This is a genomic window from Pseudomonas sp. MYb2, assembly GCF_002979955.1.
Lineage (GTDB): Bacteria > Pseudomonadota > Gammaproteobacteria > Pseudomonadales > Pseudomonadaceae > Aquipseudomonas.
The window spans coordinates 18,357-44,757 of sequence record NZ_PCQC01000005.1 but is presented as its reverse complement, the minus strand read 5'-3'; the positions used below and the strand labels follow the sequence as shown (position 1 = coordinate 44,757).

Here is a 26,401-nt window from a genome sequence, read left to right as displayed (position 1 = left end):
GCAGGCAATTGCGCGAACAAATCAAACCAGAGGGGAGGCGCGGGGATTGAGACTCGGCCATTGCTGGCGCGGCGTGGGTGCTTGCAGCAAGGCGGGTGCGACGCTGCGATTGCTTTCGTAGCGGGCGAAATACAGCTGCGGCGAATGCCCCGGCAGCGCCACCAGTGGCGCCGAGCCTGAGCAGCACCAGCAATGCTGCATGTTCGAATGATTGTCGTTGCTCGGGGCCTTTTGATCGGTGGTGCCGATGTTGATCGCCACCATCTTGGTTCCGCTGCCGGTGCAGAAACTGCTCCAGAGCAATTGTTCTGCCGGTGAATTGGCCGCCTGCGCCATCGCCCCGGTCATCGGCATGGCGAGCATGTTGAACAGCACTGCAAAGCAGGCGATCCAGGCAATTGCTAGCCGGTGTCGGTTCATGGGACAGATCCATTGGGTTGGCGATCAGGCGCGGCTATTTAGCCTGATCAGGGCCGATAAGTAAAAAAGCGTCGTGCGGTTTGGTGTCGCAGCGCTTCCTGCAAGAGCTTGAGAAGCCTGCGCCCCAGCTCGATTTCGCCGTTATAAATGAGTGTAGCGGCTTCGATTCGCATTGCCTGGGCGAAATTCGAGTCGCTTTCTATTCGTGCACGAATGGTCTGCTTGACGTCTCGAAGTGCTACTCGGTTGAGCTGCCCATCGCCTGAGTCTTCGATCTCACAGCCCTTGATGTATTCGCTAAGATCGACAGGTGTTTTTAGGTAATCCTTGACGTCGAAACGGGAGAATTTTTCTGACATTGGATGTGTAAGCCCTCGGAATCAAAGACGTTGAGCGTAGAGGTGGACGCTGGCTGCCGATAGTCATTGATTCGTTAAGTTGTTGTGGGCAGTGTCCGGCGCGTTTGTAGGATTAACGTCAGATATCCGGCCGAGCCCGTGACATTGTGGGAGCGAGCCTGCTCGCGAAAGCGGTGGGTCAGGCAATGATGTGCAGACTTTGCCGACGTCTTCGCGAGCAGGCTCGCTCCCACACTGGTCGGTGGTAACCACATAGCCTGTTTACCCCGCGAACCCAGTGGGAGCGGCGGTGCGACGATTCGACTTGCCGGCGCAGGCGGCCGTGATATCTGTGCTTATTTTCAGATACGGTTAAAGGTCGCGAGGGCAGCGAGAATTTCGTCGACCGAGGCAAACTCCCGATCAACCCCCGGCAACCCCGGCCGCTTCAACACCAGCACCGGCACCCCACGCTCACGCGCCACTTCCAGCTTCGGCTCGGTCGCGGCGCTGCCACTGTTCTTGCTGATCAGCACATCGATCTGCCGCCGCTCGAACAGTGCGCGCTCATCCTCAAGCAGAAACGGCCCCCGCGCACCGATCACTTCGCAGCGTTCATTGCCCGGGTAGACGTCGAGGGCGCGCAGGGTCCAGAACTGGTCGGCGGGGATTTCATCGAGGTGTTGCAGCGGTTCGCGGCCGAGGGTGAACAGCGGTCGGCGAAACGGCTTGAGGGCAGCGATCAACTCGGCCCAGTCGCTGACTTCGCGCCAGTCATCACCGGGCTGCGGTTGCCATGCCGGACGGCGCAAAGCCCAGCAGGGGATGTCGGCCAGTCGCGCGGAGGTCGCGGCGTTCTGGCTGATCTGTGCGGCATAGGGATGCGTGGCGTCGAGCAGCAGATCGATGCCTTCGTCACGAATGAATTGCGCCAGACCTTCAGCGCCCCCGTAGCCACCAACGCGCACCTGACAAGTCAGATCAGTTGGCACCCGGCCAACGCCGGCGAGGCTGTAGACATGTTGCGGCCCCAGCGTGCGAGCAATCGCCAGCGCTTCCGTGACGCCGCCGAGCAGCAAAATCCGCTTCATGCAAAACCTCCGGCATGCCCGACAATCCCGCCCTGACGATCGATCGCAAACACCTCGACCTGCACCTGCGCGGGCACCACGCTGCGAGCAAACTTCAGGGCGTGACGACACACCTCATCACCGAGGGCGATCCCCGCCGCACTGGCCATCGCCAACGCCTGCTGACTGGTATTGGCCTCGCGAATGCTTTGCTGCAACGCCTCATCGGCGCCAATCGCAGCGGCCCACTCCGCCAGTTGCGGCAAGTCGATACTCGAATGCCGCGAGTGCAGATCCATGTGCCCGGCGGCCAGTTTGCTGATCTTGCCGAAGCCGCCGCACAGGCTGAGTTTATCCACAGGCACTTTGCGCAGATGCTTGAGCACTGCACCGACAAAATCGCCCATTTCGATCAGGGCGATTTCCGGCAGATCGTAGACCCGGCGCATGGTGTCTTCGCTGGCGTTGCCGGTGCACGCGGCGATGTGCAGATAACCGTTGGTTTTCGCCACGTCGATGCCTTGATGAATCGAAGCGATGTAAGCCGCACAGGAAAACGGCCGGACGATGCCGCTGGTGCCGAGGATAGATAATCCACCGAGAATGCCCAGCCGTGGGTTCATGGTTTTCAGCGCCAGTGCTTCGCCGCCCTCGACGTTGACCGTGACGTCGAAGCCGCCGCCGTAACCGGTCTCGGCGGCGAGCAGCGTCAGGTGATCGCTGATCATTTTGCGTGGCACCGGGTTGATCGCCGGTTCCCCGACACCCAGCACCAAGCCCGGCCGAGTCACGGTGCCTACGCCGGCACCAGCATTGAAGCGAATCCCCGGCTCGCTTAGTAGTCGCACCCTCGAGTAGAGCAGGGCACCGTGGGTGACGTCGGGATCGTCACCGGCATCCTTGATCGTCCCGGCCTCGGCGCCGTCATCGGTTAAACGACAGAATTCCAGGCGCATCTGCACCTGCTTGCCTTTGGGTAACACGATCTGCACCGCATCGGCTGAAATCCCGCCGAGCAACAGGCGCGCAGCGGCGAGGCTGGTGGCGGTGGCGCAGCTGCCGGTGGTCAGGCCGCTGCGCAGGGGCGCAGGTTGTTCGGCGGTTTCGTCACGCATCGAGGGGTTTGACCAGATCGAGCAGAGTGATTGGCAACGCTTGGCGCCAGGTATCGAACTCGCCGAGCGGCTGCGCCTGGGCGACATGGATGCGCGTCAGCTCGCCGCCGTAACGTTCGCGCCAGTTCATCAGGGCCACTTCGCTTTGCAGGGTCACTGCGTTGGCGACCAGTCGGCCACCGGGTTTGAGCTGTTCCCAGCAGGTTTCGATCACGCCCTCACGGGTGACGCCGCCACCGATGAAAATCGCATCCGGGCGCTCCAGTCCGGCGAGAGCCTGCGGAGCCTTGCCGCGAATCAATTGCAGACCGGGTACACCCAGCGCATCGCGGTTGTGTTCGATCAGTTGCTGGCGACCTTCGTCGGCCTCGATGGCCAAGGCGCGGCAGCTCGGGTGCGCGCGCATCCACTCGATGCCGATCGAGCCGCTGCCGGCGCCGACGTCCCAGAGCAGTTCGCCGGGGGTCGGGGCGAGGCGGGCGAGGGTGATGGCGCGCACATCGCGTTTGGTCAACTGGCCGTCGTGCTGGAATGCCGAATCCGGCAGTCCGGCCAAACGTGACAGGCGCGGGGCGTCGACGTCGGCCAGACATTCGATAGCGATGACATTGAGGTCGGCCACCGACGTCGCATTCCAGGCATTGGCGGTGCTGTCGATGCGCCGTTCGGCGTCACCGCCAAGATGCTCAAGCACGCTCATGCGACTCGAGCCAAATCCGCGCTCACGGAGCAATTGCGCAACAGCCGCCGGACTCTGGCCGTCGTTGCTCAACAGCAAAAGGCGTACACCGCTGAACAACTGCGCATTGAGCGCGGCCAGTGGTCGGGCTACCAACGATAGCGTCACCACCTCCTGCAACGGCCAGCCGAGGCGGGCAGCGGCCAGCGAACAGGACGACGGCGCCGGCAGGATCAGCATCTCGTCGCTCGGCACCTGACGGGCGAGGCTGGCACCGACGCCGTAGAACATCGGGTCACCACTGGCCAATACGCAGACCGCTTCGCCCCGCTGTTCGAGCACGGGCGCGAGGGAAAACGGGCTCGGCCACAATTGCCGTTCACCGCAAATACACACCGGCAGCAAATCCAGTTGGCGCTGACCACCGACGATCCGCGAGGCGCCCAGCAGGGCACGCCGGGCGTTTTTGCCCAGGCCCTTGAAGCCGTCTTCACCGATTCCCACTACCGTCAGCCAGGGTGACATCTATATTCCTCTAAACACGCCGTTCCGACGGGCAGACTTTTCATGCCAGCGGACAAAGCAGGCATAATACCGCGCCTTCGCCCGCGAAGCGCCTTTCCCACGCAGCCGGTCAGCCCCTTGAACGAACGCCCGATGTCCACCGCTTTACGCCCCTCGGCCTGCCCGGGGTTGCTGCGTATCGTCCAGGCACTGGACGGCGGCATCTGCCGGATCAAGCTCAATGGCGGTTCGATCAGCGCCGATCAGGCCGAGGCGGTGGCTGATGCCGCCGAACAGTTTGCTGGCGGGGCCATTGAAGCGACCAACCGGGCCAATCTGCAGATTCGCGGGATCGGTGAGCAATCTGCAGCGCTGATCGAGCGTTTGCTCGCTGCCGGCCTCGGCCCGCGCACGGCTGCCGGTGACGATGTACGCAACCTGATGCTCAGCCCCGCTGCCGGGATTGATCGGCAGATGCAGATCGACACGCGCGTCCTCGCCGGGCAGATCCTCGACACCTTGCAAAGCCATCCACGCTTTCATGAGTTGAGCGCCAAGTTCGCCGTGCAGCTCGATGGCGGTGAAGCGCTTGCGATGCTCGAACATCCCCACGACCTGTGGTTGTCGGCGTTCGAGCGTGACGGTGAAACCTTGCTGGCGTTCGGTCTGGCCGGATGCCCGACGGATCGGGCACTGGGCGCGGTGTCGCCGGAACACGGACATGCGCTGGTGGTTGCGGTGCTGGAATTGTTTCTTGAGTCGGCACGTCCCGAACAGACGCGCATGCGCCATTTGCTCGACGAGTTGCCGCTGTCGGCATTTATCGAACAACTGGGCAGGCGTTTGCCGATCAAGGCGCTCAGCCACTGGCAGCGCACAGCCGTGGCGGACGATCTGCACATCGGCGTTCATCGGCAAAATACACCGGGCCGGCTGTACATCGGTGCAGTGCCGGCGCTGGGCCGTCTAGATCCGGCAATGCTGCGCGGGGCCGCGCAACTGGCCCGCCAGTTCGGCAATGGCAGCCTGCGTTTCACACCCTGGCAAAGCCTGCTGGTGCCGGATGTCAAAGCAAGCGACGCGGCTAAGGTGCTGGAAGGTCTTGAGCAACTGAACCTGTTGACCCGCGCTGCCGAACCCCTTGCACGCCTGATCGCCTGCACCGGCTCCAATGGCTGTGGCAAAGGCCTGGCCGACACCAAGCAGGACGCCCGCCATCTGGCGACCTTGCTGCCCTCGACCCTCAACGTCCACCTCAGCGGCTGCCCGCGCTCGTGCGCCGCCGCGCACTGTGCCCCGGTGACGTTGCTGGCCGTCAGTCCCGGTCATTACGACCTCTATTTTCGCGATGCCACGCTGCCGGGTTTCGGCGCGCTGCACGCACGCAACCTTACTATTGAAGTGGCCGCGACCCTGCTCGACGCCCGCTCACGGAGCCCCCTTGATGCTTGATTACATTCGCGACGGTCAGGAGATCTATCGCAATTCCTTCGCGATCATTCGCAGCGAGGCCAATCTGGCGCGCATCCCGGCCGACCTGGAAAAACTCGCGGTGCGGGTAATCCACGCCTGCGGCATGGTCGAGGCGGTCGACGGTCTGCAGTTTTCCGCAGGCGCGGGCAAGGCCGGGCGCGATGCGCTGGCCGCCGGTGCGCCGATTCTCTGTGATGCGCGGATGGTCTCCGAGGGCGTGACGCGTGCGCGTCTGCCGGCCAACAACGAGGTGATCTGCACCCTGCGCGACGACAGCGTGCCGGAACTGGCGCGGGAGTTGGGCAATACCCGCTCGGCGGCGGCGCTGGAACTGTGGCGTCCACACCTGGAAGGCAGCGTGGTGGTGATCGGCAACGCGCCGACCGCGCTGTTCTATCTGCTGGAAATGCTCGATGCCGGCGCACCGAAACCAGCGCTGATCCTCGGTTTTCCGGTGGGCTTTGTCGGTGCTGCGGAGTCGAAAGCGGCGCTGGCGGCGGACAGTCGTGGCGTGCCGTTTGTGATCATGCAAGGCCGTCTTGGCGGTAGTGCCATGGCCGCCGCTGCAGTGAATGCTCTCGCCACGGAGATCGAATGATGCAGGTAAAAGGACGTTTGATCGGTCTTGGTGTCGGCCCTGGTGATCCAGAGCTGATTACCGTGAAGGCCCTGCGCCTGCTGCGCGAATCGCCGGTGGTGGCGTACTTCGTCGCCAAGGGCAAGAAGGGCAACGCCTTCGGCATCATCGAGGCGCACTTGCAGGATGCGCAGAATCTGCTGCCGCTGGTGTACCCGGTGACCACTGAAGTGCTGCCGGCACCGCTGTCCTACGAGCAGGTGATCAGTGACTTCTACGACGACGCGGCCGAAGAGGTCGCGACCCATCTGGACGCCGGGCGCGATGTCGCGGTGATCTGCGAGGGCGATCCGTTCTTCTACGGCTCCTACATGTATTTGCATGACCGCCTCGCCACGCGTTACGAAGCGCAAGTGGTGCCGGGCGTGTGCTCGATGCTGGGTGGTGCATCGGTGCTCGGTGCGCCGCTGGTGTATCGCAATCAGAGCCTGTCAGTGCTCTCCGGTGTGTTGCCGCATGACGATCTGAAGCGGCGTCTGGCCGATGCCGACGCGGCGGTGATCATGAAGCTTGGACGCAACTTTCCCAAGGTCCGTGCGGTACTGGAAGAACTTGGCCTCGCTGAACGCGCGCTGTATGTCGAGCGCGCGACGATGGCCAATCAGAAGATTGTGCCGCTGGATCAGGTCGAGCCGATGTCTTCGCCGTACTTCTCGCTGATTATCGTCCCGGGCGAACGGTGGCAAGGCTGATGACTCAATCGACACCGGCCATTGTCATCCTCGGACAGGGCGCGCTGGCCACTGCGCGCAATATTCGACAGCTGTATCCGACGGCGCTGATCCATGGTCTCGCCGGGCGCGTTGAAGGTGCCGACCGCACGTATCAGGAGTTCGGCGCAACCCTGCGTGAGTTGTATCAACAGGACACGCCGATCATCGCCCTGTGCGCGGCAGGCATTATCATTCGAACCCTGGCGCCGTTGCTGCTGGAGAAGGGCGCCGAACCTGCAGTACTCGCGGTTGCTGAAGACGGCAGCGCGGTGGTGCCGCTGCTCGGTGGCCTCGGTGGCGTGAACACCATGGCCCGCAAGATCGCTGCCGGGCTGAATGTGGCGGCGGCGATTACCACCAGTGGTGAACTGCGCTTCGGCACGTGCCTGCTCAATCCTCCCGAAGGTTACGCGCTGGGCGATCTGGAACTGGGCAAGCGCTTTGTCTCGGATCTGCTGGCCGGGCATAGCGTGCGCATTGAAGGCGCGGCGCCGTGGCTGGATCAGGCGCAGTTGGCGGAAGATCCGCAGGCGCAGCGCTCGATCCATGTCGGCAGTGCCGAGCGTGCAGCGAGTGCTGATGAGTTGCTGATCTATCCGCGCAGTGTTGCGGTAGCGGTAGTTGCCGAGGTGGCGGATCTGCCAAACGCCGTTCGTACGGCGTTGCAACAGGCCAAAGTCGCCGTGCAATCGTTGGCGTGCCTGGTGGCGGCCGACAGCGAAATGGCTTCGGCGCATTTGCGTGAAGCGGCGCTTGAACTCGGTGTGCCGCTGCGCTTTGTCGCGGCGCCAGCTGACGTTGTTGCGCTGGCGCAGACTGCGCTGCCTCAGGCCCGGGTCGTCAACGCCAACCACCTGGCGATGGTGATTGGCGAACAGCCCTTGGATGTTTCGAGCATCGGCCACCCGCGCGGTCGTCTGGCCGTCATCGGCCTCGGCCCGGGCGCTGCCGAATTGATGGTGCCAGCGGTAAAAGCCGAACTGGCGCGAGCCACCGATGTGCTCGGCTACGAAACCTATGTGCGTATGGCTGGCCCGTTCCGCGACGATCAGGTGCAACACTGCACCGACAACCGCGAAGAGATGCAGCGCGCGCGACATGCCTTCCGGCTGGCGGCCGAGGGCCGTTCAGTGATCGTGGTGTCTTCGGGTGATCCCGGCGTGTTCGCCATGGCCGCTGCAGTGCTTGAGGCTCTGCACGAGTCGGACGACCCGGCGTGGCACCGCGTCGATCTGGAAATCCTCCCGGGTGTCTCGGCCTCGCTCGCGACGGCGGCGCAGGCGGGTGCACCGCTGGGGCATGACTTCTGCGTGATGTCGCTGTCGGACAACCTCAAACCGTGGTCGATCATCGAAAAGCGCCTGGACCTCGCCGCCGAGGCCGATCTGGCGCTGGCCTTCTACAATCCGATTTCGCGAGCGCGTCCATGGCAACTGGGGCGCGCCCTGGAAATTGTCGCGCGACATCGTGTCGCCGCAACACCGGTAGTGCTAGGACGCGACATCGGTCGACCGGGGCAAACCCTGCGGGTTACGACGCTCGGGCAATTGACCCCGGACCAGGTGGACATGCGCACCATGGTGCTGATTGGCTCCTCGACCACTTGTACCTTCCCCAAGGCTGAAGGTGGCGAGTGGGTGTACACACCGCGCTGGTACGGCGAAAAACCGCTGTCCTGAGCAGTTGGCGAGGGAGTTGGCTCCCTCGCCACGCCCGCGTCCCGTGAGCATTGCTGCCGGTTTTTCCCGTGTCGTATTCATCGACAGTCCCTGTACGATTTGCTCCGCCTGGTTGTGGGAGCTTTCCTGTTACTTATATTTTGCCCGACTTATCTTGTATCCAGATAGATAGACACAAAGAGTCAGGCTAGTTGGTTTTATGTCTCGGTTGATTGTGTTGGGTTATATCTGGGTTTTGGGTAATGCCTGGTTACTTTTGCAAATGTAATTGGTTGTTTTAAAGTTACCTGTCTTGACATGTATTGAAAGTCTTGGAGTTTGAGTGTTTGTTCTCCAGTCGTTAGTTTGACCGATATGCAAGTGCCAGCGGGCACTCATGAAATCGGTCAGGGTAAAGAAGGAACTTTCATGCAGGATCAACGACCGCAAGATGCTAGTGGCTATGTCAACTTTATCAACTTGTTCAAACAGGCGGATCTGGAACAGGCAATGCTGTCGCACAAAGACAGTGACTCTTATCAGTCTGTGTGGCGTTATTACTTTGCCTGTGTCGGCTTGCTCGATTCCCCGCGCTTGCTCGAACCCCTGGCATTGCTCAAGCAGTCGCTGGGCCAGTTGATCGGAATGCCCCGCGTACGTCGATCTATCGAGGGTCAGATTGCACAACCGGCCGAAGCACACGCTAAGGGCTCATTGCCGCGTATCTACGACAATATTCAGGCCTTCGAGACCCGGCTGAAGAACACCCTTGCCTATGAGGCAAGTGCTGCAACGGCGATTGCGAAGAATATGCACTTTGTCTGGCTTGGTGGCGGTCTCGGCGCGATCCAGCATGACTATCTCAACCTGTGGAGACAGGTGTTGAGCGGACACGGCTACAGTCTCCATCTCTGGTATGACAGTGACGCACTACTGGCCTGGCAAACCAATAAGCTGATCGTCGAGGCTGCCAAGGCTGATGCGATGCAGCACGGCGGCAGCGCAAAGGTTTCCGAAGCCGAGCTGGGCACGCTGTACGAGGAACGGGTCATCGCCCTGAAGCAGCAGATGTTCATGCACATCAACGCGGCGCGGGAACAGGGGATGTCTGCTGATGAAGCGCGGGCCGACCTGTTGACTCGCGCCTATGGTCAGGATGCCGCGCATCTGGAAGGGCTGATCGAACAAAACCGGCGCAGCCTGCTGGATCTGGCGGGAAACGATCTGCAGTTGCGCGATCTGCATGACCTCGACACGCCGCTGCAATTGCAGGATATCTACGATCGCGAGACCCGGCTTCGGGGGAATCTGGCTGCCGCCTCCGATGTGGTCCGTGCCGAAGCTTTGTACAACGAGGGGGGCGGATATGCCGATGTCGATAACCTGCCGCCGCTGGTCAAAAAACTGGGTGGCGTCGACATAAGCACGTTCGGCGGTGATGCGCGCCTTGGCGTCCTGCAACTGCTGCTCGACCACAACCCGCACTGGATGCCGGGACGCCAGGCACGGCGTGATGGTTACAGTGATTATCTGGGGCGAATTCCCGAGGAACACCGCTCCGCGCTGGATGCCTTTGCCCGGAAAAACCCGGTACTGAGCGAGGTATTTCAAGCTCCGGCCGAACTGCTCGCACGCCCACAGGCATTGCGTGCCGTTGCCGTGCAGAGCACGTTGAGCAACTCCTTCCTGGCGGCTCATGCGGGAGCGCCGATGCTCAAAAGTGTGATTGAGCGGTTTCGCTTTAATTACCAACTCATCGACCAGACGGCCCGCCTGGCAGAGAAACGCGGCGTTGCCTTGAGCGATTTCGACAACATGTCAGTGCTGTCGCGTGAGGTGCTCGAGCAGGCCTACGGCTCTTTCGCCGAGCTGTCGATGAGCGAAGATGTGGCGGCCAGCTATCTGGCTCTGGCAGTGGCGGGTTACTACAGCGACGGTATACGTGCGCAGAGCGAATGGACCATCTATCTGACCGGTCCGGCCGCAATGCGCGATGGCATGGCCGATTACCACCGGCACAACTTCGTCCCGCGAGAGGAAGAGCAACTGCGTCTGGAGGCGGCGATCGAGCCGCTCTGGATGATAAACGACAAGACCGAGGAGGAGCAGGACCATTCCTGGAAAGACAATGCCAGCGATGTTGAGCAATGGGTGCTCGACGAGCAGCAGCGCTGGCGGGAAGGGCAATTCAGCGCGCGTTACAATGGTGATATTGACGCGTTGCTCACGCAGCAGACTGTCATGTTCGAGGAAGGCTGGCCGGTTATCGAGGGTCGGCCAGTGTTGTTGGTGGATGTCCTGCAACGGATGATGGACAGGCTCGGAGAGCCTTTTGTGGCTGCGATGCGGCGAGGCCATAACGGCCCGCTGGTTTTTCCGTCAGGTCCCGGGCTCGGTTTCGATGATCGCGAGGCTATAAAGGCTCAGCCCATTGACCTGCGAGCACCTGCGTCGCTCGGTGATGCGCAGACTCAGGGGCTGGCGCTGGATGAAGTACTGAGCGCTATTGCCGAGGGAACACTGGAGTTTTTCCAGGTCAGTGCCTTGCAGCGGGCGCTGCTGGGCCAGCTGTTGGATGTGCGTTCACTGGATAATCAAAGCTTGAAGTCGGTCGTTGCCGACCTCGATAACCTCGCCAACAACGTCGCTGAAGTTGGGGCTTCAGTGCGTTATGCGGCTATTGAGCGCCATCTTTACCAGCAACGTGCAGCGGCGTTCATGGCCGGCCTCGCCAGTCATGCCGATCAGCCGCCAGTATCCTCGGGCAGCGCGCTGACGTTGAAACGAGCGGCGCTGTCACAGGCGCACACGCTGTTTCAATGGGGGCGTCATGTCGCCCATATTCAAGAGGTGGCGACGCGAGAGCATCGTGATCAGGTGATCCTGCAGCTCGGTCAGGTGCTGGGTCAGATCGAGGCCAGTGAAGTCAAGCTTGTGCCTCAGGATCTGTTGCTTGCTGGGCCGGGTGACCCCGGTGCTCGCTGTTATCCGCTGGCATTGATCATGAGTGCGGCTCTTGAGCAGGGCGTAGCGGCGTCGCGAAGATTGCGCGAGCGCTTCTTCCTGGCGACCGCCGAGCCGCAACAAAATGAATCAGCGATGTTTCTGCGAGCGCTTGAGGAGTTGCGTGGCGTGCAGTTGCACGAAGTCGGCAGTCCCTTGGGGCGCGTTGATCTACAGCAGCTCGGCGCCACGCTTGAAGCGTACGAGAGCACTCGGACGCTGATGCTCAACTCCGACAACCACGCCATGCTGGTGGCGAAAACCTTTGATGGCGATCAGGCGACTTATCATTTCTACGATCCCAATTTCGGCGTGTTCGAGTTCAATCACCCTGCCCTGTTCCAGCAGGCGTTGATCGACTTTTTCCAGGCGCAGGGCCTGGCGAAATATTATGTGGCCTATGGTGATGCAGCGCGCCCGACGTTTGATCTGATTGAGCTGCAAGGGCAGAAGATATCGGCCCAAGAGCTGTCCGACGGGTTTCGTGTCAGGCAGTTGCTGGAGTCCGACAATGTACTGCCGGAGTATGCGGGACGCCCGATTCGCCAGCGCCTGAACAGTGCGCGCGGTCAATCGCTGGTCAGCAATCCACATCTGGGACGCAGTCTGCGCGACCTCGACAGCCACTGGTGGGGGCAGCAGATCGCCCACGCGACTGACGCGTTGCAGGCATTGCACACCTCGGTGACACCGCTGGTGCCGTTGTTCGAAACCCTCACGATAACCCCCGACGGGAAGAACCGGATCTGGCTGATCGATCCTTTGCAAACAGAGCATGCAGTCGAGGTGACCAGCACGGATCATCGTCTGTTGAGAATCAAGAACTATCTGTCAGAGCTGTTTTCGACCCTTGGCACCAAGCCCGCGCCGGGGTTGGTTGAGGCTGACGCCGTTCACACCCTCAATACCGGGTTCACGATTCAGGCATTGATGAATGCCTTGCGCGGGCGGGAAGGTGACGACCGCACATTGACCACCGCCGTGCGGCTGCATGCCTACGTCAATTACGCACAGCTGGCGCACGGCAATATCACGGACGTTGCCGGCCTGATCAGCCTGATGAAAACAGCGCTGAATGAAGAGAAGGTCATCGCCCGCACTTGTGCGCCGGTGGTTGGCGAGGCGCTGGGACATGTTCTCAACGAAGGTGTGGGAATAATCCTCGGGCTGGCGAATGTCGGTTTCGACATTTATCAATTGACGATGGCGGACAACGAAATCGAGCGGGCGCAGTACGGCACGCAACTGGCCTTTGACTACACCAGCCTGGCATTGACTGCCGGTGGCATCGGTGCGGCAGCTGCGGGCGCCGCGACTGCAGCGGCAGTACTCGGTGGCGCCGGTGTGATTCTCGGCGGTCTGGCTGTCGGTGTCGCTGCACTGGCCCAGGGGTTCGCCAACATCGCGCAACAGGCTCAGGCGGTTGGGCTGTTTTTCGACAATCTGGAGACTGCCTATCGGGGTGTGGGTTATCGCTACGATGATGCTTTGGGTGGCTGGACTGCAAATCCGGCGATGATCGTGAAAACCTTGGATTTCAACCGCGCAACCCTGACGCTGGATAGCCCGAAACTGTATCGACTGCGTGATCATTTCGGGGTGCCGGATTTTAATCCGGACTACCAGAAAGCGCTCAATCTTCAACGCGAACTGGGATTACCTGGCACCATCAAGCTGGCGCTACCTGTGGGGCAACTCGTGGTGCTGCCATGCACGCCGCAAACGTGTTACGGCTATATATACAAGGCGTTGCCTTTCTCTACCTTGCGCCACGACACCGGTTTCGACACAGCGCGGCGTCTGGAAAAAAAGGATCGGGAGGGGCAGTGGCAGTTTCTGTTTTCTTTCTACTCGTTTCCCACTCACTACATCGTTAATCGCCTGACGCCGGCGTATCGGCCAACTGTGATCGAGATTCTTCTGGACGCAAACGAGCGTGCGCTGGCAGTGCCGTTGGCGCCTGCGGACTGGCATGCGTTCCTGTCTTACCGGATTAAAGGTGGGGGTGCATCCTGCTCACTGATCCTCAATCGCGGAATCAATGTTGAGCTCGAGTCGCCCAGCTTGCAGTTATGTAGCTGGACGCTGGTGGCGACCTGGGCCACCGAGCGTGATGTCCAGGTATTGGTCGGCGGGGAAATCATTATTGGCGGCGTCAAGGTAATGTTGTCCGGCAAGGGGCGGCATGAAGTGCTGATCCGGCTGACCGACCGGCAGCTGTTCAGGGTCGATCGCGCTCGTGGCCAGTTGCTGATTCTCGAACAGACCGCACCAGCCGGTGAGGACGAACAGAGCTTGCTCAAACACTATCAATCACTGGTAAGCGAACATCGGCTGGTCCTGCCTTACACACCGCTGCACAACTACCTGATCCCGTTCGAGTCCGCACACCAACCGCGTCACACCACCGCCTGGTACGACGCGGCCGGGGAGCGGTTTCTGTATATCCGCAATGAGCAAGTGTTGCAGGCCGATGAAGCATTACTGGCAGCTGTTGTCGACGGTTCGGCGTTCTTTTACGAACCTCAGAACTATGTGATCTGGCAGGTCGATGCCGTCAGCGGCCTGCTGCAATTCTGTTATCGGATGCTGGTGATGCACGGACAGTGCAGCATCCGCCGAATCGACGTCGACGACCAAGGTGTGATTCATATCGAGCAACAGTGGACGGGCCCTGATCAGAGCACCACGCAATTCAACTACCTGTTGCATGACGGTCAACTGCAGCTCACTTCGGTCACCCGTGACATGGACCGCGATTTGGGTAAAAGGGTCTTCGCCCAGCAGGCGCTAAAGGACTGGTCGCAGGTGCTCGGTAACTATGTGCCGTTGTCGACGGTGCCCGAGCGCGATGGGGTCGCCACGCTTGACTGGCAACCGGCTACTTACGTTTCAGTCTGCTGGGCGTTCGACCCGGACAAACGCGATCTGGTCTGGATCCGCAGCCGTGATCGCCTGTGCATTCATCCGTTTATTGCGGCCGGGTACGTTCGTGGCTGGAAAGACTCGATCAGCAAATTGGCCGATCTGCTGTTGTTACCGGCAAATGATCAACAGAACCTGTATTTCATTTACGACAGGGCGGCGCAGAAGCTTTGTCGGGTACAGCGAAGTTTGTCCGGCGCCGATCAGCGCTGGCCGTCGCAGTGGAGTCATCAGTGGGTAGAGCCGGCCGGACTCAAAGACGTGGTGGCAGTCGAGGGCGGCTATCTGGCGCTGACCGACGAAGGGCTGTTCTTCAATCTGACCGCAGAAGGTGAAGTGCAGCTGGGTGGGCTGAGTGAGGGCTGGCTCAAAGGACGGACACAGTGGTGGTCGGCGCTGGAGGAGCTGGCGCAGAAGTATCCGGTCAACAGCTTCGCCATTCTCGGCGTGCGCAACACAAGCGGTGAGCGCAACCTGTGCGCCTGGTACCTGGACAATCGCTTGTTGCTGTGCGATCTGGGCCACGACAAAGAAGTGCGTTTGCTCGGCGTTACGCCGGACAACAAGGCAGCGTGGCTGCTGGACGTTACCAGCGGTGAAATCTGGAACCAGACGTTCTTCGATAGCCGACAACTCGAGCAAGCATTTGGCAAGGGTCAACAATTATTGGCGGGCGACTGGTTGCCGGCACCGCAGGCCGAGTGGGACGACTGGCGGTTCGGTGGTGTGACCAATGAAGGCTCCGGCTTGCGCGGCATGTCGGTGGAAGGTGTATCACTCCAATTGCGCTATCAGGAGACGGAGCGGGTCATTGGCGTCGACCAGCGCTGGGCAAGGGCACACGCGGAGCATTTGCTCGAGTCGCTGCAAGCATTGCTGGAGATCGCCGAGCATGGTGAGTTCATCGCTGTGGAATCAGGGGCGGACGTTCTGCAATGGTATGACGTGGCCAACGCACGGATGATTCGAGTGGCCAGTCATGACCTGCCCGGCGACTGCGAACTGCTCGGCACCTGCTATGGCAACGTGCTGTTGCATGAACCCCGGGCACATCGCGTTTCTGTCTATCCCGGTCGCGACAGCATCGGTCCTTTTGACTATGTGCAGCGCAACGCCGAAGTGCTCGTGGTTGAGGGGCAGAACAAGGTCAACGACCTGCTGCCGCTGATCGCCGATGACGTAAGGCGTCTGGTTTTGCGCATGGGACAGGGCGGTGTGAGCTATCACCTGTCAAAAGCCAGCTGGTTGCGACTGGACTCTGTAATTGTCGATTGTCGGCCAGGCCCCGGCGAAAGTCCGGCGATTCCCGGCAAGTTGATCTGGGCCGTGGATGCGCCGGGGAAACTGCAACTGTCGGAGGTCGGCGAGCATTTGCTCATCGTTGATCCGGATCGCCAGCACAGCCTCATCCTGCGCGATGTGTGTTCGATCGATCCAGCGTTGCGTGGCAACGTCTTCCTCGGGTTCGAAGGGCAAAATTCCTATCCGGTTTTCAGACTGGTGCAGTGGTTGCGGGGTGTTCCAAATGCCCAAACCGGGGCGACGCTCGAGCAGTTACTGCCTGTAGTTACAGCCTGAGGCGCAAGTGTAAGTTTGTTGATGGTTTCTGTTCGTTTTTAAACTGTTGCAATTGAATGGCGCTTGAAAGTAGCGCGATTAATTGTGATTTTTTAGATATGTAATTTTTTCTGAATGTCGTGATGATAAAGACCGTCTCGATATATATTCGCGTGAGAAAAGGATACTCAGTTGAATAGCAAGGATTATGGGTTGTTACCTGGCAGTGAGTTTTCAGCCGCTTTTAAACGGGCTGATCTGGAGTCCATTGCGGGGAATCTGCGCGATGACTTGGCGAGAGAACAGCTGCTGCGTTATTACAATGGCGCGGTTGCGGCTGCGGATTGGTCAGAACAACTGACAGCAATCAGATTGCTCAAGGAATTCGTCGAGTCGAATCTTTTTGATATTTCCGATGCTCATCTCAAAAAGCTCAGTGGAAACCTTACGGATTACCACGCCCGGTTAGCCACTACCGTGCACCTTCTGTCTTCAGGCAAACCGGTTGCGCGAAAGTTACACTTTGTCTGGGTAGGCGGAGGCATCGGAGCTATACAGGGGGATTACATCAATGTCTGGAAACAGATGACCGACACTGATGGATATCGTCTGAATCTCTGGTACGACAGCGATGGACTGCTTGCGCATGAAACCAACAAGATCATCGTCGAATCGGCCAAGGCTCAAGTCGCGAAGCTGGTTTCTGAAGATGCAGCGATGAAGTCAGCGAGGCTTGGCAAGCTATACGTTGAGCGCGCCCGCGTGCTTCGTCAGCAGATGTTCGAACATATCCAGAAAGCCACCGCGACAGGTGGCAGTGCCGACCAGGCAAGAATCAATCTGTTGGTCAGTGCGTATGGTCAGGATGAGGCCAGGCTCAATACGCTGAAGGCGCGCAATCTACAGTCGCTTGAAACTGTTGCAGCGAATGGCATTGCACTTCGGGATATCCGTAGCGAATTGTCCAATCAACCATTGTTCGAAATTTACGAACGAGAGCTGTCTTGTCGCGGCAATCTGGCGGCAGCGTCGGATATCACTCGACTGCAGGCGGTGCATTTCGAAAGCGGCACTTATCTGGATGCGGATTTGTTGCCGTCGTTACATAAAAATATCGCTGGCATGGATCTTTCCGGTTTTGACATCGAAACCCGGATGGGAATAACGCAGATTCTGCTCGACTCTAACCCGCAGATACTTCCGAATCGAAGCGCGCCGTATGCGGATTTACGCTTTAAGGTGCCGGAACACGTAAAGAACGCATTGATAGAGTTTGCCGGGACCGCACCTTCACTCAAGGATATTTTTGCACCGTTCAATGATGTCGTTGTTTCACAACACGGAGTGCGTGTAGGCAATAAAAATAGCGCCGATTTAAAAAGTAGCCCTTTCAATGGTCTTTCCAATGCAATGGTGAGTGGTCATGCCGGGTCTGCGGCAATTGTCGGAATCATCGATAAAATCCGCAGTAATTACACATTTCTGGATCGAGTGGAGGTGCTGGCTCGTCAGGGCAACATCTCACTGACAGATTCCGCAGCATTCTCCAATCTGATCATTAGCGAGATGGAGAAAATATATGGCTCGCTATCAACCTGGGGTGACGAGTTAATTGTTCGAAACAGGTTTTTGCAGGCTGTCGCTGAGTACGATGCCGACGGCATCAAATTTGGTGCCCAATCGGCTATTACCATGAGTGGCCCGACGGCCGTTTCGCAAGGTTTGAGTGATTACGTCAACGAAAAAGCGCTTGCTGAAGCTCGTCAACAAATCAGTGACCGAGTCGATCTGCGTGACGGTTTCAATCTGGCCACCGAAGAGGAGACCCACCATAGCTGGAAGGACAACGCCAAGACCGAGTCCGCCTGGTTCGAATTGGAAACAAGCAGAATTGCCGATGGTGCCTACAAAAACCGTTACCTGGGCAATGTGGATGAGCTGCTCAAAGGTCAGACTCTGACTTTCAAGCAAGGCTGGCCGGTCATGGAAGGCAAGCCCGTGTTGCTGACGTCAGTGCTGCAGCAACTGCTGGATAGCCTGGGTGAACCGTTCGTTCGTGCGATGAATGACCGATTGACTGGCGATATTGCGTTCAATGCTCCGTTCTCTGTCGATTTCGAAACACGTCAGCAGATTCTGCAGCAACCCACCGTCGAACTGCCGCCATCGACAGGCGCCGAGTCGCTGGGCAATTTGAACGAAGCGTTGGCGCGGATCGCGGCAGGCAAATTACCTGTGGATCAGTTGAGTCCGTTGCACCGTGTGATGTTCGGCGGCCTGTTTGGCGCTACGACACTGGATCAGAACGGGTTCGCCGACACCTGGAAAACCACCGTGGATTTTGCCGAAAAAACCCGTGATCGTGGGCTGTTCGCACGCTATGACGTCATCGAACAAACGCTGCTCAAACGTTATACCGCGCCAACGGAGTTCAGCACTTCGAGAGTCGGCACGGGTGAGAGTAACTCTCGGGTTCTCAAGGCGCAGGCATTTGCCAAGCCAATGAGCGTACGGCAATGGCGCGAACATTTGAGCCAGGTAGAAGCCGTGGCTAAAAAAGAACAACGGGCATCGATTCTCACGCGAGGCAATGCAGTACGCGAGCTGTTTTTCCAGGCCGGGGCCAGCTCGGCCAAACAGTTTCCGCAAGGGTTACTGGTGCAGGGCGCGGGGGACCCGGGGCGGCGCTGTTATCCGTTGGCGTTAGCCATGGCAGCGGCATTGGAAAAAGGCACCGCTGCAGAGCGCGCCCTGATCGGTAAACTGGCGCTTGCCAACATCGCCCCTGATTCCGCTGAAACCCATGCGCTGCTGCATGTGCTGGATGAGTTGCGTGGCATCCCGATGGCGCAGTTCGGCGAGAAAAGGCCGGCGGTGAATCTAGACGCAGTGATACAGGCGCTGGATGCAAAAACCAGCGGCGGCAGCTTGCTGCTCAATACCGAAAATCATTCGATGCTGGTGAGCAAAGTCGCGGGGGCCGATGAAACATCTTATCGGTTCTACGATCCCAACTTCGGCCTGTATGCGTTCAGTCGAATAGATGAACTGCACAAGGCTATCCAGGGCTTTCTGCAGGATGAGGTGGTATCCAGTCTCTATGGAGTCGCAGATGGCTCCGGTGCCACTTTCGATGTGGTGGACCTCAACGGTGTGAACATTGCCGATACGGCATTGCCGTCCAAAGTCAGCGTCGGAAACCTGCTGAGCAACGACCCCGTTGCCGGCGTGACGCCTGTCGAACCCTGGCGCCATCATGCGCAGTTGCGACTGCGATCGCTGTCGGAGAACGCGCGTCTTGGTCAGGCGTTCGCCATTGCGGACGCCGGCAAGTGGACACGGATCATCAAAGGTGCCACCGATCAGTTGCATGAGAAACATCAACTGAGCCGTGACTTCGTTCCGGTGTTCGAATCTCTGAAACCCGCCGCGCAAGGGCGCAGTGAAATCACCCTGGTCAACGCGAAAGACCCGCAGCAGACGCGCACGGTGTTGACCGATGACAAGCGCTTGTCCGGGATCAAATCCTATCTGAGCGATTCCTTTGAAGAGTTGTCCGGTAGAGGTGCGGGTTCATCCGTAGTCGATCCGACCGATGTTGGTGCGGTGCACACACTCAATGCCGGTTTTGCCATTCAGGCGTTGTTGCTAGGGCTCAAGGAGGCGGAAAGCGCCGAGGGTTCGACGGCGTTGACGTCTGCGGTGCGCATTCATGGTTATCTCTCCTACGCGCAACTCGCTCACGGACTTGTGGCGGATGCGGTGCAATTGCTGGGACTGGTTCGTCATGCATTCACCGACAGTGTGCGTGTGGCCAACACCACCTCTGCAATTGTGGGCAATGCGCTGGGCAACGTATTGAACGAAGGTGTGGGGAATGCACTGCAACTGGCGAGTATCGGTTTCGACATCTATTTGTTGATCAACGCTGAAAATGATATCCAGCGCGCGGTGTTCGCCACCCAACTGGCTTTCGATACCGCCGGTCTGGCGCTGGGCGCCGGAGCGTTTGGCGCAAGTGCTGCCGGAGCGGCCACGGCGGCTGCATTTCTTGGCGGGGCCAGTGTCATTCTGGGTGGACTGGCTATCGGTATCGGTGCATTGGTCGAAGGTTTCAGCGCCAGAACAGAGCGTGGGAAGCAGATCGGCAGGTATTTGAATCGGGTCAACGAGGCCTATCGTGCCAAGGGCTACTCGGTAAGGGGAGATACCCTTTTTGCCAACCCTCACGCCGTTTATTCACAACTGAATCTGCGCAAAGGAACGATTACCTTTGGCAGCCAGAAAATCTTCGCGGCAGACGACTACTCCGATTTGCATCCACCCAAAATCGACCCGGACCGCGAGCATGCATTCAGCATTCGAGAAGCGCTCGATCTGCCGGAAAAGTTTGCCATCAGTGACAAAATAAACGTTGAAAGCGTTGTGTTGCCGAGCCTCCCGGATTGCTTCCTGGCCTATGAGTTTGGCGGGTTGCCTTTCTCGACAACCCTGCGCGAGGACCTGGAGACGGCACTGGCTCTTGAGCATGACCGTTACGGCAAGCGGCAATTCTGGTTCTCCTTTTACAAAGTGCCCACCGAATACATCATTGAAAAAATGGTGCCGAACTACGTGGCAACTACGGTCAGCGTAGTACTGGGCACGCAACACCGTTTTCTGCATGTACCCACCTTGCCGGGAGAAGTGCACGGTTACCTTTCTTACGACATCGATGCATTGGGCGGGCACTGTTCGGTCACGTTGGCCGAGGGCGTCAAGTCTTTGCGTTTGCGAGTCTCGACTGGTGAAGCGATGACCTGGTCATTACGCGCAGCCTGGTTGAATAAAAGTGGCGTGAAAATCGAGGGCGACGTCCTGCAACTGGGCACGATAAATGTGCAGGTGCCAGACAAAAGCGTTGTGTTTGTGCAACTCGACGGACATTCGTACCAGGTGGACTGGGCAACTGGAACCCTGTTGCTCACTGAGCTGGAGGCCGGCCCGGATGAAGACGGCCCGATGACACGCCAGCGGGTGCGCGAACTTGCACGTTCCAGCCATCTGGCGGATGGCCCCACGGTCATTCGCAATTACCTGGATGCTCTGACCGGCGTGCGCACCAGCGCCTGGTATGACCGAGGTGAAGATTCTTTCCTGTTGGTTCGCGGGCTGGACCCGAAACATGCCGCGGATATTTGCATGGGCCCCAGGATTGGCCAGAACATTTACTACTACTGCCCCGCTGATGCATTGATCTGGCGCGTTGATGTAGTCACCGGGAACATCAGAAGTGTTTTCCAGCTGGTGCGTACGGAATTGAAAGCCTGGATTACCTCGATCCAGGAGATGCCGGGCGGTTTGTTGCAGGTGGTCCGGCGCATCGAACTCGACGAAGACGAGTTCGTGAAAATGACTTACCTGATCGAAGAAGATGAACTCTCGATTACTGGTGTGTCCGGTCATCTCAGCTATCACGAAGGTCGGGAGATTCGAAGTGGGACGGTCTTCCTGGACGATTTCCTCTCGTGGTACCGGTTGATTCCGGCAGCGTCAGGCGTTAACGACGAACACGTGACAAGTGCCGGTTGGTCCAGGTTCATTACCGTTGATTACATGGACTACAGCTCGAATGCGTTCAGCCGGGTCTGGGTGCGTAGCGACGACGGACGGGTTTTTAGGCCGATGCTCAAAGAGGGGAACAGCAACGCCGACGCCTTCGATTGGGCTCTTCTGGATCCACAGCAGCCAGAACGCGATACGGTTCTGTTCCATCACTTGCGTCATCGCCTCCTTTATCGACAGCGCATCAGTGCACAAGATCAGTCCTCGGTAATTTTTGCCCAATCCATCTTGTCGCTCGAGGTGCAGCAAATTCATCGCCGAGGCCGGCGATACATTGCATTGACTGACGAGGGCATGGTGTTTCGCCTGAATGGCGCGGGTGAACGACATTTGGCAGGCCTCGGTAATGATTGGCTATTCGCCCGCCAAGAGCGCTCAGGCAGCAATTTTCGTTGGTGGGATTCGGTCCTTGGCACTGCCGCAATGTGGTCCGCCGGGGCTGTGGAGGTCGGTGGCATCAGCGCTGCTTCGAATCACTCGCCGCTCTATGTCGTGTGTCTCGATCAGCAACTGCTTATCGCCGACACAGCGGGGAAAAGCTTTGGGCTTTTGCGGCAGACCGTGGACAAGAAAGCCGTGTTAATGATCGATTGGACGACTGGGCGGATCTACCGACAAGCGTTCATGACTCCCGAAAGCTTGTTCGCAGCATTTGGTGCGGGAACACGTCTGTTACGGGCTGACTTGATCCCGCCAATGCAGAGGGTGCTGCCGCAGCGCACGTTTGCCTGGGCTGTGCCCCATGCATCCGGTCTGCGCGCCAGGGCACATGACCACGTATTGTTCGACCTGTTCGAAGGTGAGCCTGCGCGCATTGTCGGTGTGGAAAAGGAGTTCTTTGACGGCGTGGATTCGCTACAGGCGCGGGAGCGCAAGCTGGCGCAACTGGTGGCGGGTCAGCATTGTGCCCCGTATCTGACGGCAGGCAGGGTCGATGATCTTTGCAGTTGGTATGACGTCGACGCCGGCCGCTTGCTCAGTGCAACGGCGCCAGGTGAAGACTTGCCTGGCTATGTGGGCGTCGCCAACGGTCAAACCCTGGTGTTGCATGACCCGCAGAGCCGGCAGCTGTTCAGCAATCGCAGTGAAGATGGCAAGCTCAGTGACGTATGGATGACTGCGCAAACAGTCAGCCGGATAGCCAATACGCTAGTCATCGAAAGCGGTCAGTCATTGGGTCGAATTGCGCCGATTCCGGACGGCGTTGATACGTTGATCCTGAGATATGCGGTGGATGGAGCCGACTTTTTTATCGACCAGAGGACCTGGGCACGACTTGATTGCCTTATTGTCGATTTCGATTTTCCGAACGCGTTAAGAAGTTATCTGTCGTTCAAGTTGGGGTCGATGGAGCATTGGCTGGTCACGCAGCAGGATGGGCACTTGCTGCTGACGGACGCAGACACAGGGCGCAGTATCGTCTTGCGCAATGTCGCGGCTATCGGCGCAGAGTCTCGAAAGAAGGTGGCATTCAGTATCCCCTTGGCCGGAGAGCTCGCGCTGACGATCGATCTGGATCAGTTGATGACAGCATTACAGGAGGAAACGCCGAGTGAGCTCGGTGAGCTGTTCTCTGGGTCCATCAATGTGTAAAGCGGTAGTTCAGCGTCGGCGGGATTAGTTGTAAGGGCTGCGGATCAGATCATCCGCAGCCCTTTATCGCTTTCAGGAAACCAGGTAGCCCTTCACCCCGGTAAAGATGATCTGCGCCGCCAAGGCGCAGACAAACAACCCCATCAACCGACTGACGATCTGCAAGCCCTGGTCGCCGAGAATCCGTTCGATGTGATTGGACAGGTACAGCACCACCCCAACGGTGAAACTGGCCAGGGCGATACTCATGATCGCGGTCAGTTTGTCATCCCAATGCGGTTGGCTGATACCCATCACCAGCAGTGCACCGATAGTCCCCGGGCCAACGGTCAAGGGGATGGTCAGCGGCACGATTGTCACATCCTGCTGCACGTTGTCACTTTGCACCACAGGCTTGCCTTGGGCCATGCCCAGCGCCGAGATGAACAGCACGCTGCCGGCACCGATGCGGAATGCGTCTGCGGTAATCCCGAACACGTCGAAAATCACCCGGCCAAACAGATACAGCAGAACGCTGGAGACCAGTGTGGCGATGGCCACTTTCCAGGCCAGGCGCCGCTGTTCCTTGCGCGAGTAGCCACGGGTCAGGCTGATAAAGCAGGACAACACGAAGAACGGGCTGTAGAGCACCAGCATCTTCAGGTAAACGCTGAACAACACGTGGAGCATGGTCATGTCTCGCCGGGAAGGAGAATGGGGATGGAGTCTATCAGCGCTTTACGGGTTGGGGTATCGACTTTTAAAGGCCGGTTGTTGTTGGTTTAGTTGTTTGTTAGATGTGGGGTTTGTTGGTTTGGTAATTGATGTTACATGTTTTGATTTGTGGAGTGCTGGTGTCTTTGGTTATGGTTGTTTTCGCAAGTTAATGAAGGCTTGCTTAAATGATGTTAAGGAATTCAAAGTGAAAGATCCCGTAATGCAGAAACTCTATGTCGCCAATTGCATTAATGCTCTGCATCAATATGAAATTGATGAGGCTCCAACTATTCAACGTCGCGCTGCTGCCTTGAGCTTTAATTCGAGTGACGCCGTGGAAGCACCGACAAAGGCGGCGGTTGTCGGCGAAGGACTTTTGGCTTTTTCTGCTCATCTGACGGATGACAATCGGACCGACGCACAAAATGCCTTTCTTTTCGCAACACTGGTAGCCAACAAGAAATTCCCGCTCGAAAGCCAGGGCCTGGAGTGGTATCTGTTGTTCCGCGAGGTCATGACCAACTCGGGCTGGACGCCTGTTTCCAAGTACTTCACCGATCTGGAGGTTGCGGGCACCAGCGTGCGGATGGATAAGCTGGTCCTGGAAATTCTCAGCTCGGTGGTAGCGGGTCTTGCGGTGCCTGGCCCTGCAACTGCGTTGATGCTGAAGGCAGCGGGCGACGCCATCGCCGCTCTGGAAAAACGTGACACCGCATTGACTCTGTATGAGCGCAATCTGCTGAACCACGGCGTTGGTGGCATCACCGCTGGCGTCTGTACCGAAGTGAACGGCGAAGCCATCATGGCCGTCGGTGCTGTACGTTTTCTGCGTCGCAATACGTCCACTAAAGTTATGTTTATCGATGTAGACGTTCGCAATGTCAAGTTGTACAAAGGTGAAACGATATTTGCCAAGAATACCGAACTTGCTAATGCGTCTCGTCAGTCGATCAGGACCAAACTGGGCCTGAATGTTGTATCGAAAATCGAAGAGTATGAGATCTGATTGACAAAGAAGGGCAGTCGTCGCGACTGCCCTTTTTGTTAGGGGGGATAATATGGATGATGATTATTTGGTTTTGGTTGTCGGGGTTTGCGTACTGATTATTCCCGATGGTAAACAGCGGGAAACTTATAACGATCTAGTCAATTCAATTCTATTGGCGCAACTGGTTGCCAATAAAAAAAGTGAAAAATCGCTGTCCCTGGATTGGTACGATACGTACGTGAGTGTCCTCGATGATTTCTGGTTGCGCCATCAGAAGTCGAAGCAGGAATGGCAGGTCAGCAACCCGGAAAACAGATCCGCGCTGGAGTTTTTTAATGCAGCGTTGAGCAGTGATGCAATGCCTGAAACGCGGATAATGGGTGCGGTTCTGCAGCGAATTGCAAGAATGCCCGGCGACGAACCCGCCATCCAGCGATTGCGCAGTTTCATGAACATATCGTCTGCGGCCGGGGCGGACAGCGTGCCGGCGTCGTTGGCAAAGGTGCAGTTAATGGTGACTGTCGCGAATGCTGTCGATTCGTTCGCAAGCGCGTTTGTTGAGTTCAAGACGTCACTTGAGTTAAACCCGAATCCATTTCAACAGGTGTATCAATCCGCAGATGTTCGAGGCTTGGTCCAAGCGCACCACGCCTGGGCAAGTCTGTCCGAAATTCGCTACAGCGGCGCGCGCGAAGCCATTGCCAGGAAAGTCAGGGACAAGCTTGCGGACAGCGTGGCAGTGCTGAATCTGCCCAGGGAAATTGCGCTATGAAGGACTTGATTGCACCGCAGGCTGCGGTAGTGGGCGGCAGCGTCGTGGCTTTTGCCAGTGGCTTGCCAGCGACCCATCGAGACGATATCTATATGAGCACAGCCTATGCGCAAAAAGCGACGCGCGCGGCGTTCGATGACGGGCTATCGGGGGACTGGTTCGAGTACTACAGGAATGTCCTGAAATTTGTTGGATGGGACGTGCCGAAACCGCAAACCTTGACACAGTCGCGCAACAGTCTGATGGCTGGTCAGGCAACGCAGCGTATCGCGACGGCATGGGGTGAGCAGTTCAGCGAACCTATGCGGCGTGCGCTGCGGGTGATGGAACATAATGCATTGGCGCTCAAGCTGTTCGAGTCCACTTGCCTGCGCGCCAATGTCGGTTCTTTTCAAATGATCCCCTGCGTGATGAGCGGCCCGAACAAAGTGGAAATGGGCATCTATCATCGTCAGTTCCAGATCGAGAGACAGGCCAGCGGGTTTCTGTTCAGCAAGGATGAAACACTTATCCACAACAGTGTTGAACAGATTGCTGCCATCACCTTCAACACGCTGCATTACGCCCAGTTTCGCGAGAAAGTGAAAAAAACCGTCATCACCGGCTCGCTCAAATACATTGATGGCCTGGAAATCTGATCGAATAACAATACGACC

General features: G+C 58.3%; 15 protein-coding genes. 9 read left to right on the top strand and 6 right to left on the bottom strand.

Going from position 1 to position 26,401, the window contains the following annotated elements:
* Window positions 1–21: 21 nt before the first annotated feature.
* The 5 genes from CQ009_RS09565 to cbiE form a co-directional block, all read right to left on the bottom strand.
* Window positions 22–420: a DUF2946 domain-containing protein gene (locus tag CQ009_RS09565; protein ID WP_105705804.1), complete on the bottom strand. Its 399-nt coding sequence runs from the start codon at window positions 418–420 to the stop codon at window positions 22–24.
* 47 nt (window positions 421–467) lie between these two features.
* Window positions 468–779: a hypothetical protein gene (locus tag CQ009_RS09560; RefSeq protein ID WP_064388729.1), complete on the bottom strand. Its 312-nt coding sequence runs from the start codon at window positions 777–779 to the stop codon at window positions 468–470.
* A 341-nt stretch (window positions 780–1,120) separates the two neighbouring features.
* Window positions 1,121–1,849, bottom strand: coding sequence for a cobalt-precorrin-6A reductase (locus CQ009_RS09555; protein WP_105705802.1), 729 nt, complete (start codon window positions 1,847–1,849; stop codon window positions 1,121–1,123).
* Window positions 1,846–2,943, bottom strand: coding sequence for a cobalt-precorrin-5B (C(1))-methyltransferase (locus tag CQ009_RS09550; RefSeq protein WP_105705800.1), 1,098 nt, complete (start codon window positions 2,941–2,943; stop codon window positions 1,846–1,848). The genes CQ009_RS09555 and CQ009_RS09550 overlap by 4 nt, the downstream gene beginning before the upstream one ends.
* Window positions 2,936–4,147, bottom strand: a complete 1,212-nt coding sequence (gene cbiE / locus CQ009_RS09545) for a precorrin-6y C5,15-methyltransferase (decarboxylating) subunit CbiE (RefSeq protein WP_105705798.1) — start codon at window positions 4,145–4,147, stop codon at window positions 2,936–2,938. Before cbiE ends, CQ009_RS09550 begins: the two co-directional genes overlap by 8 nt.
* A 132-nt stretch (window positions 4,148–4,279) precedes the next feature.
* On the opposite strand from cbiE, the gene cobG reads away from it, so the two are divergent.
* The 6 genes from cobG to CQ009_RS09515 all read left to right on the top strand — a co-directional run bounded on the left by cobG (window position 4,280) and on the right by CQ009_RS09515 (window position 23,289).
* Window positions 4,280–5,578 carry a precorrin-3B synthase gene (gene cobG / locus CQ009_RS09540; RefSeq protein WP_305889163.1) on the top strand — a complete coding sequence of 433 codons (1,299 nt, stop codon included), beginning with the start codon at window positions 4,280–4,282 and terminating at the stop codon, window positions 5,576–5,578.
* Window positions 5,571–6,197, top strand: a complete 627-nt coding sequence (locus CQ009_RS09535) for a precorrin-8X methylmutase (RefSeq protein WP_064388739.1) — start codon at window positions 5,571–5,573, stop codon at window positions 6,195–6,197. The genes cobG and CQ009_RS09535 overlap by 8 nt, the downstream gene beginning before the upstream one ends.
* Complete coding sequence (locus CQ009_RS09530; protein WP_371920125.1) at window positions 6,194–6,928, top strand: precorrin-2 C(20)-methyltransferase; 735 nt, start codon at window positions 6,194–6,196, stop codon at window positions 6,926–6,928. Before CQ009_RS09535 ends, CQ009_RS09530 begins: the two co-directional genes overlap by 4 nt.
* Window positions 6,928–8,628 (top strand): precorrin-3B C(17)-methyltransferase, encoded by a 1,701-nt coding sequence (gene cobJ, locus CQ009_RS09525; protein ID WP_105705794.1) that lies wholly within the window; start codon window positions 6,928–6,930, stop codon window positions 8,626–8,628. The genes CQ009_RS09530 and cobJ overlap by 1 nt, the downstream gene beginning before the upstream one ends.
* 408 nt (window positions 8,629–9,036) lie before the next feature.
* Window positions 9,037–16,113, top strand: a complete 7,077-nt coding sequence (locus CQ009_RS09520; RefSeq protein WP_105705792.1) for a TcdA/TcdB pore-forming domain-containing protein — start codon at window positions 9,037–9,039, stop codon at window positions 16,111–16,113.
* A gap of 171 nt (window positions 16,114–16,284) precedes the next feature.
* Window positions 16,285–23,289, top strand: a complete 7,005-nt coding sequence (locus CQ009_RS09515) for a TcdA/TcdB pore-forming domain-containing protein (protein ID WP_105705790.1) — start codon at window positions 16,285–16,287, stop codon at window positions 23,287–23,289.
* A 72-nt stretch (window positions 23,290–23,361) separates the two neighbouring features.
* Here CQ009_RS09515 and CQ009_RS09510 read toward each other — a convergent pair whose 3' ends face one another.
* Window positions 23,362–23,958, bottom strand: coding sequence for a MarC family protein (locus tag CQ009_RS09510; RefSeq protein ID WP_064388829.1), 597 nt, complete (start codon window positions 23,956–23,958; stop codon window positions 23,362–23,364).
* Window positions 23,959–23,962: 4 nt separating this feature from the next.
* Here CQ009_RS09510 and CQ009_RS09505 point away from each other — a divergent pair, with 4 nt between their 5' ends.
* Genes CQ009_RS09505 through CQ009_RS09495 form a run of 3 tightly spaced genes read left to right on the top strand, consistent with a single transcriptional unit; the run spans window position 23,963 to window position 26,383 of the window.
* Window positions 23,963–24,991, top strand: a complete 1,029-nt coding sequence (locus CQ009_RS09505; protein ID WP_256585402.1) for a hypothetical protein — start codon at window positions 23,963–23,965, stop codon at window positions 24,989–24,991.
* 52 nt (window positions 24,992–25,043) lie between these two features.
* Complete coding sequence (locus CQ009_RS09500; protein ID WP_064388748.1) at window positions 25,044–25,745, top strand: hypothetical protein; 702 nt, start codon at window positions 25,044–25,046, stop codon at window positions 25,743–25,745.
* Window positions 25,742–26,383 carry a hypothetical protein gene (locus CQ009_RS09495; protein ID WP_105705786.1) on the top strand — a complete coding sequence of 214 codons (642 nt, stop codon included), beginning with the start codon at window positions 25,742–25,744 and terminating at the stop codon, window positions 26,381–26,383. The genes CQ009_RS09500 and CQ009_RS09495 overlap by 4 nt, the downstream gene beginning before the upstream one ends.
* Window positions 26,384–26,401: the final 18 nt, after the last annotated feature.

Bases quoted from the DNA above. Each gene is read 5' to 3' on its own strand.
- CQ009_RS09550 (WP_105705800.1), bottom strand. From the start codon at position 2,943: ATGCGTGACGAAACCGCCGAACAACCTGCGCCCCTGCGCAGCGGCCTG.
- CQ009_RS09565 (WP_105705804.1), bottom strand. From the start codon at position 420: ATGAACCGACACCGGCTAGCAATTGCCTGGATCGCCTGCTTTGCAGTG.
- CQ009_RS09535 (WP_064388739.1), top strand. From the start codon at position 5,571: ATGCTTGATTACATTCGCGACGGTCAGGAGATCTATCGCAATTCCTTC.
- CQ009_RS09520 (WP_105705792.1), top strand. From the start codon at position 9,037: ATGCAGGATCAACGACCGCAAGATGCTAGTGGCTATGTCAACTTTATC.
- CQ009_RS09510 (WP_064388829.1), bottom strand. From the start codon at position 23,958: ATGCTCCACGTGTTGTTCAGCGTTTACCTGAAGATGCTGGTGCTCTAC.
- CQ009_RS09560 (WP_064388729.1), bottom strand. From the start codon at position 779: ATGTCAGAAAAATTCTCCCGTTTCGACGTCAAGGATTACCTAAAAACA.
- CQ009_RS09505 (WP_256585402.1), top strand. From the start codon at position 23,963: ATGTCTCGCCGGGAAGGAGAATGGGGATGGAGTCTATCAGCGCTTTAC.
- cobG (WP_305889163.1), top strand. From the start codon at position 4,280: ATGTCCACCGCTTTACGCCCCTCGGCCTGCCCGGGGTTGCTGCGTATC.
- CQ009_RS09555 (WP_105705802.1), bottom strand. From the start codon at position 1,849: ATGAAGCGGATTTTGCTGCTCGGCGGCGTCACGGAAGCGCTGGCGATT.
- cbiE (WP_105705798.1), bottom strand. From the start codon at position 4,147: ATGTCACCCTGGCTGACGGTAGTGGGAATCGGTGAAGACGGCTTCAAG.
- CQ009_RS09500 (WP_064388748.1), top strand. From the start codon at position 25,044: ATGGATGATGATTATTTGGTTTTGGTTGTCGGGGTTTGCGTACTGATT.
- cobJ (WP_105705794.1), top strand. From the start codon at position 6,928: ATGACTCAATCGACACCGGCCATTGTCATCCTCGGACAGGGCGCGCTG.
- CQ009_RS09495 (WP_105705786.1), top strand. From the start codon at position 25,742: ATGAAGGACTTGATTGCACCGCAGGCTGCGGTAGTGGGCGGCAGCGTC.
- CQ009_RS09530 (WP_371920125.1), top strand. From the start codon at position 6,194: ATGATGCAGGTAAAAGGACGTTTGATCGGTCTTGGTGTCGGCCCTGGT.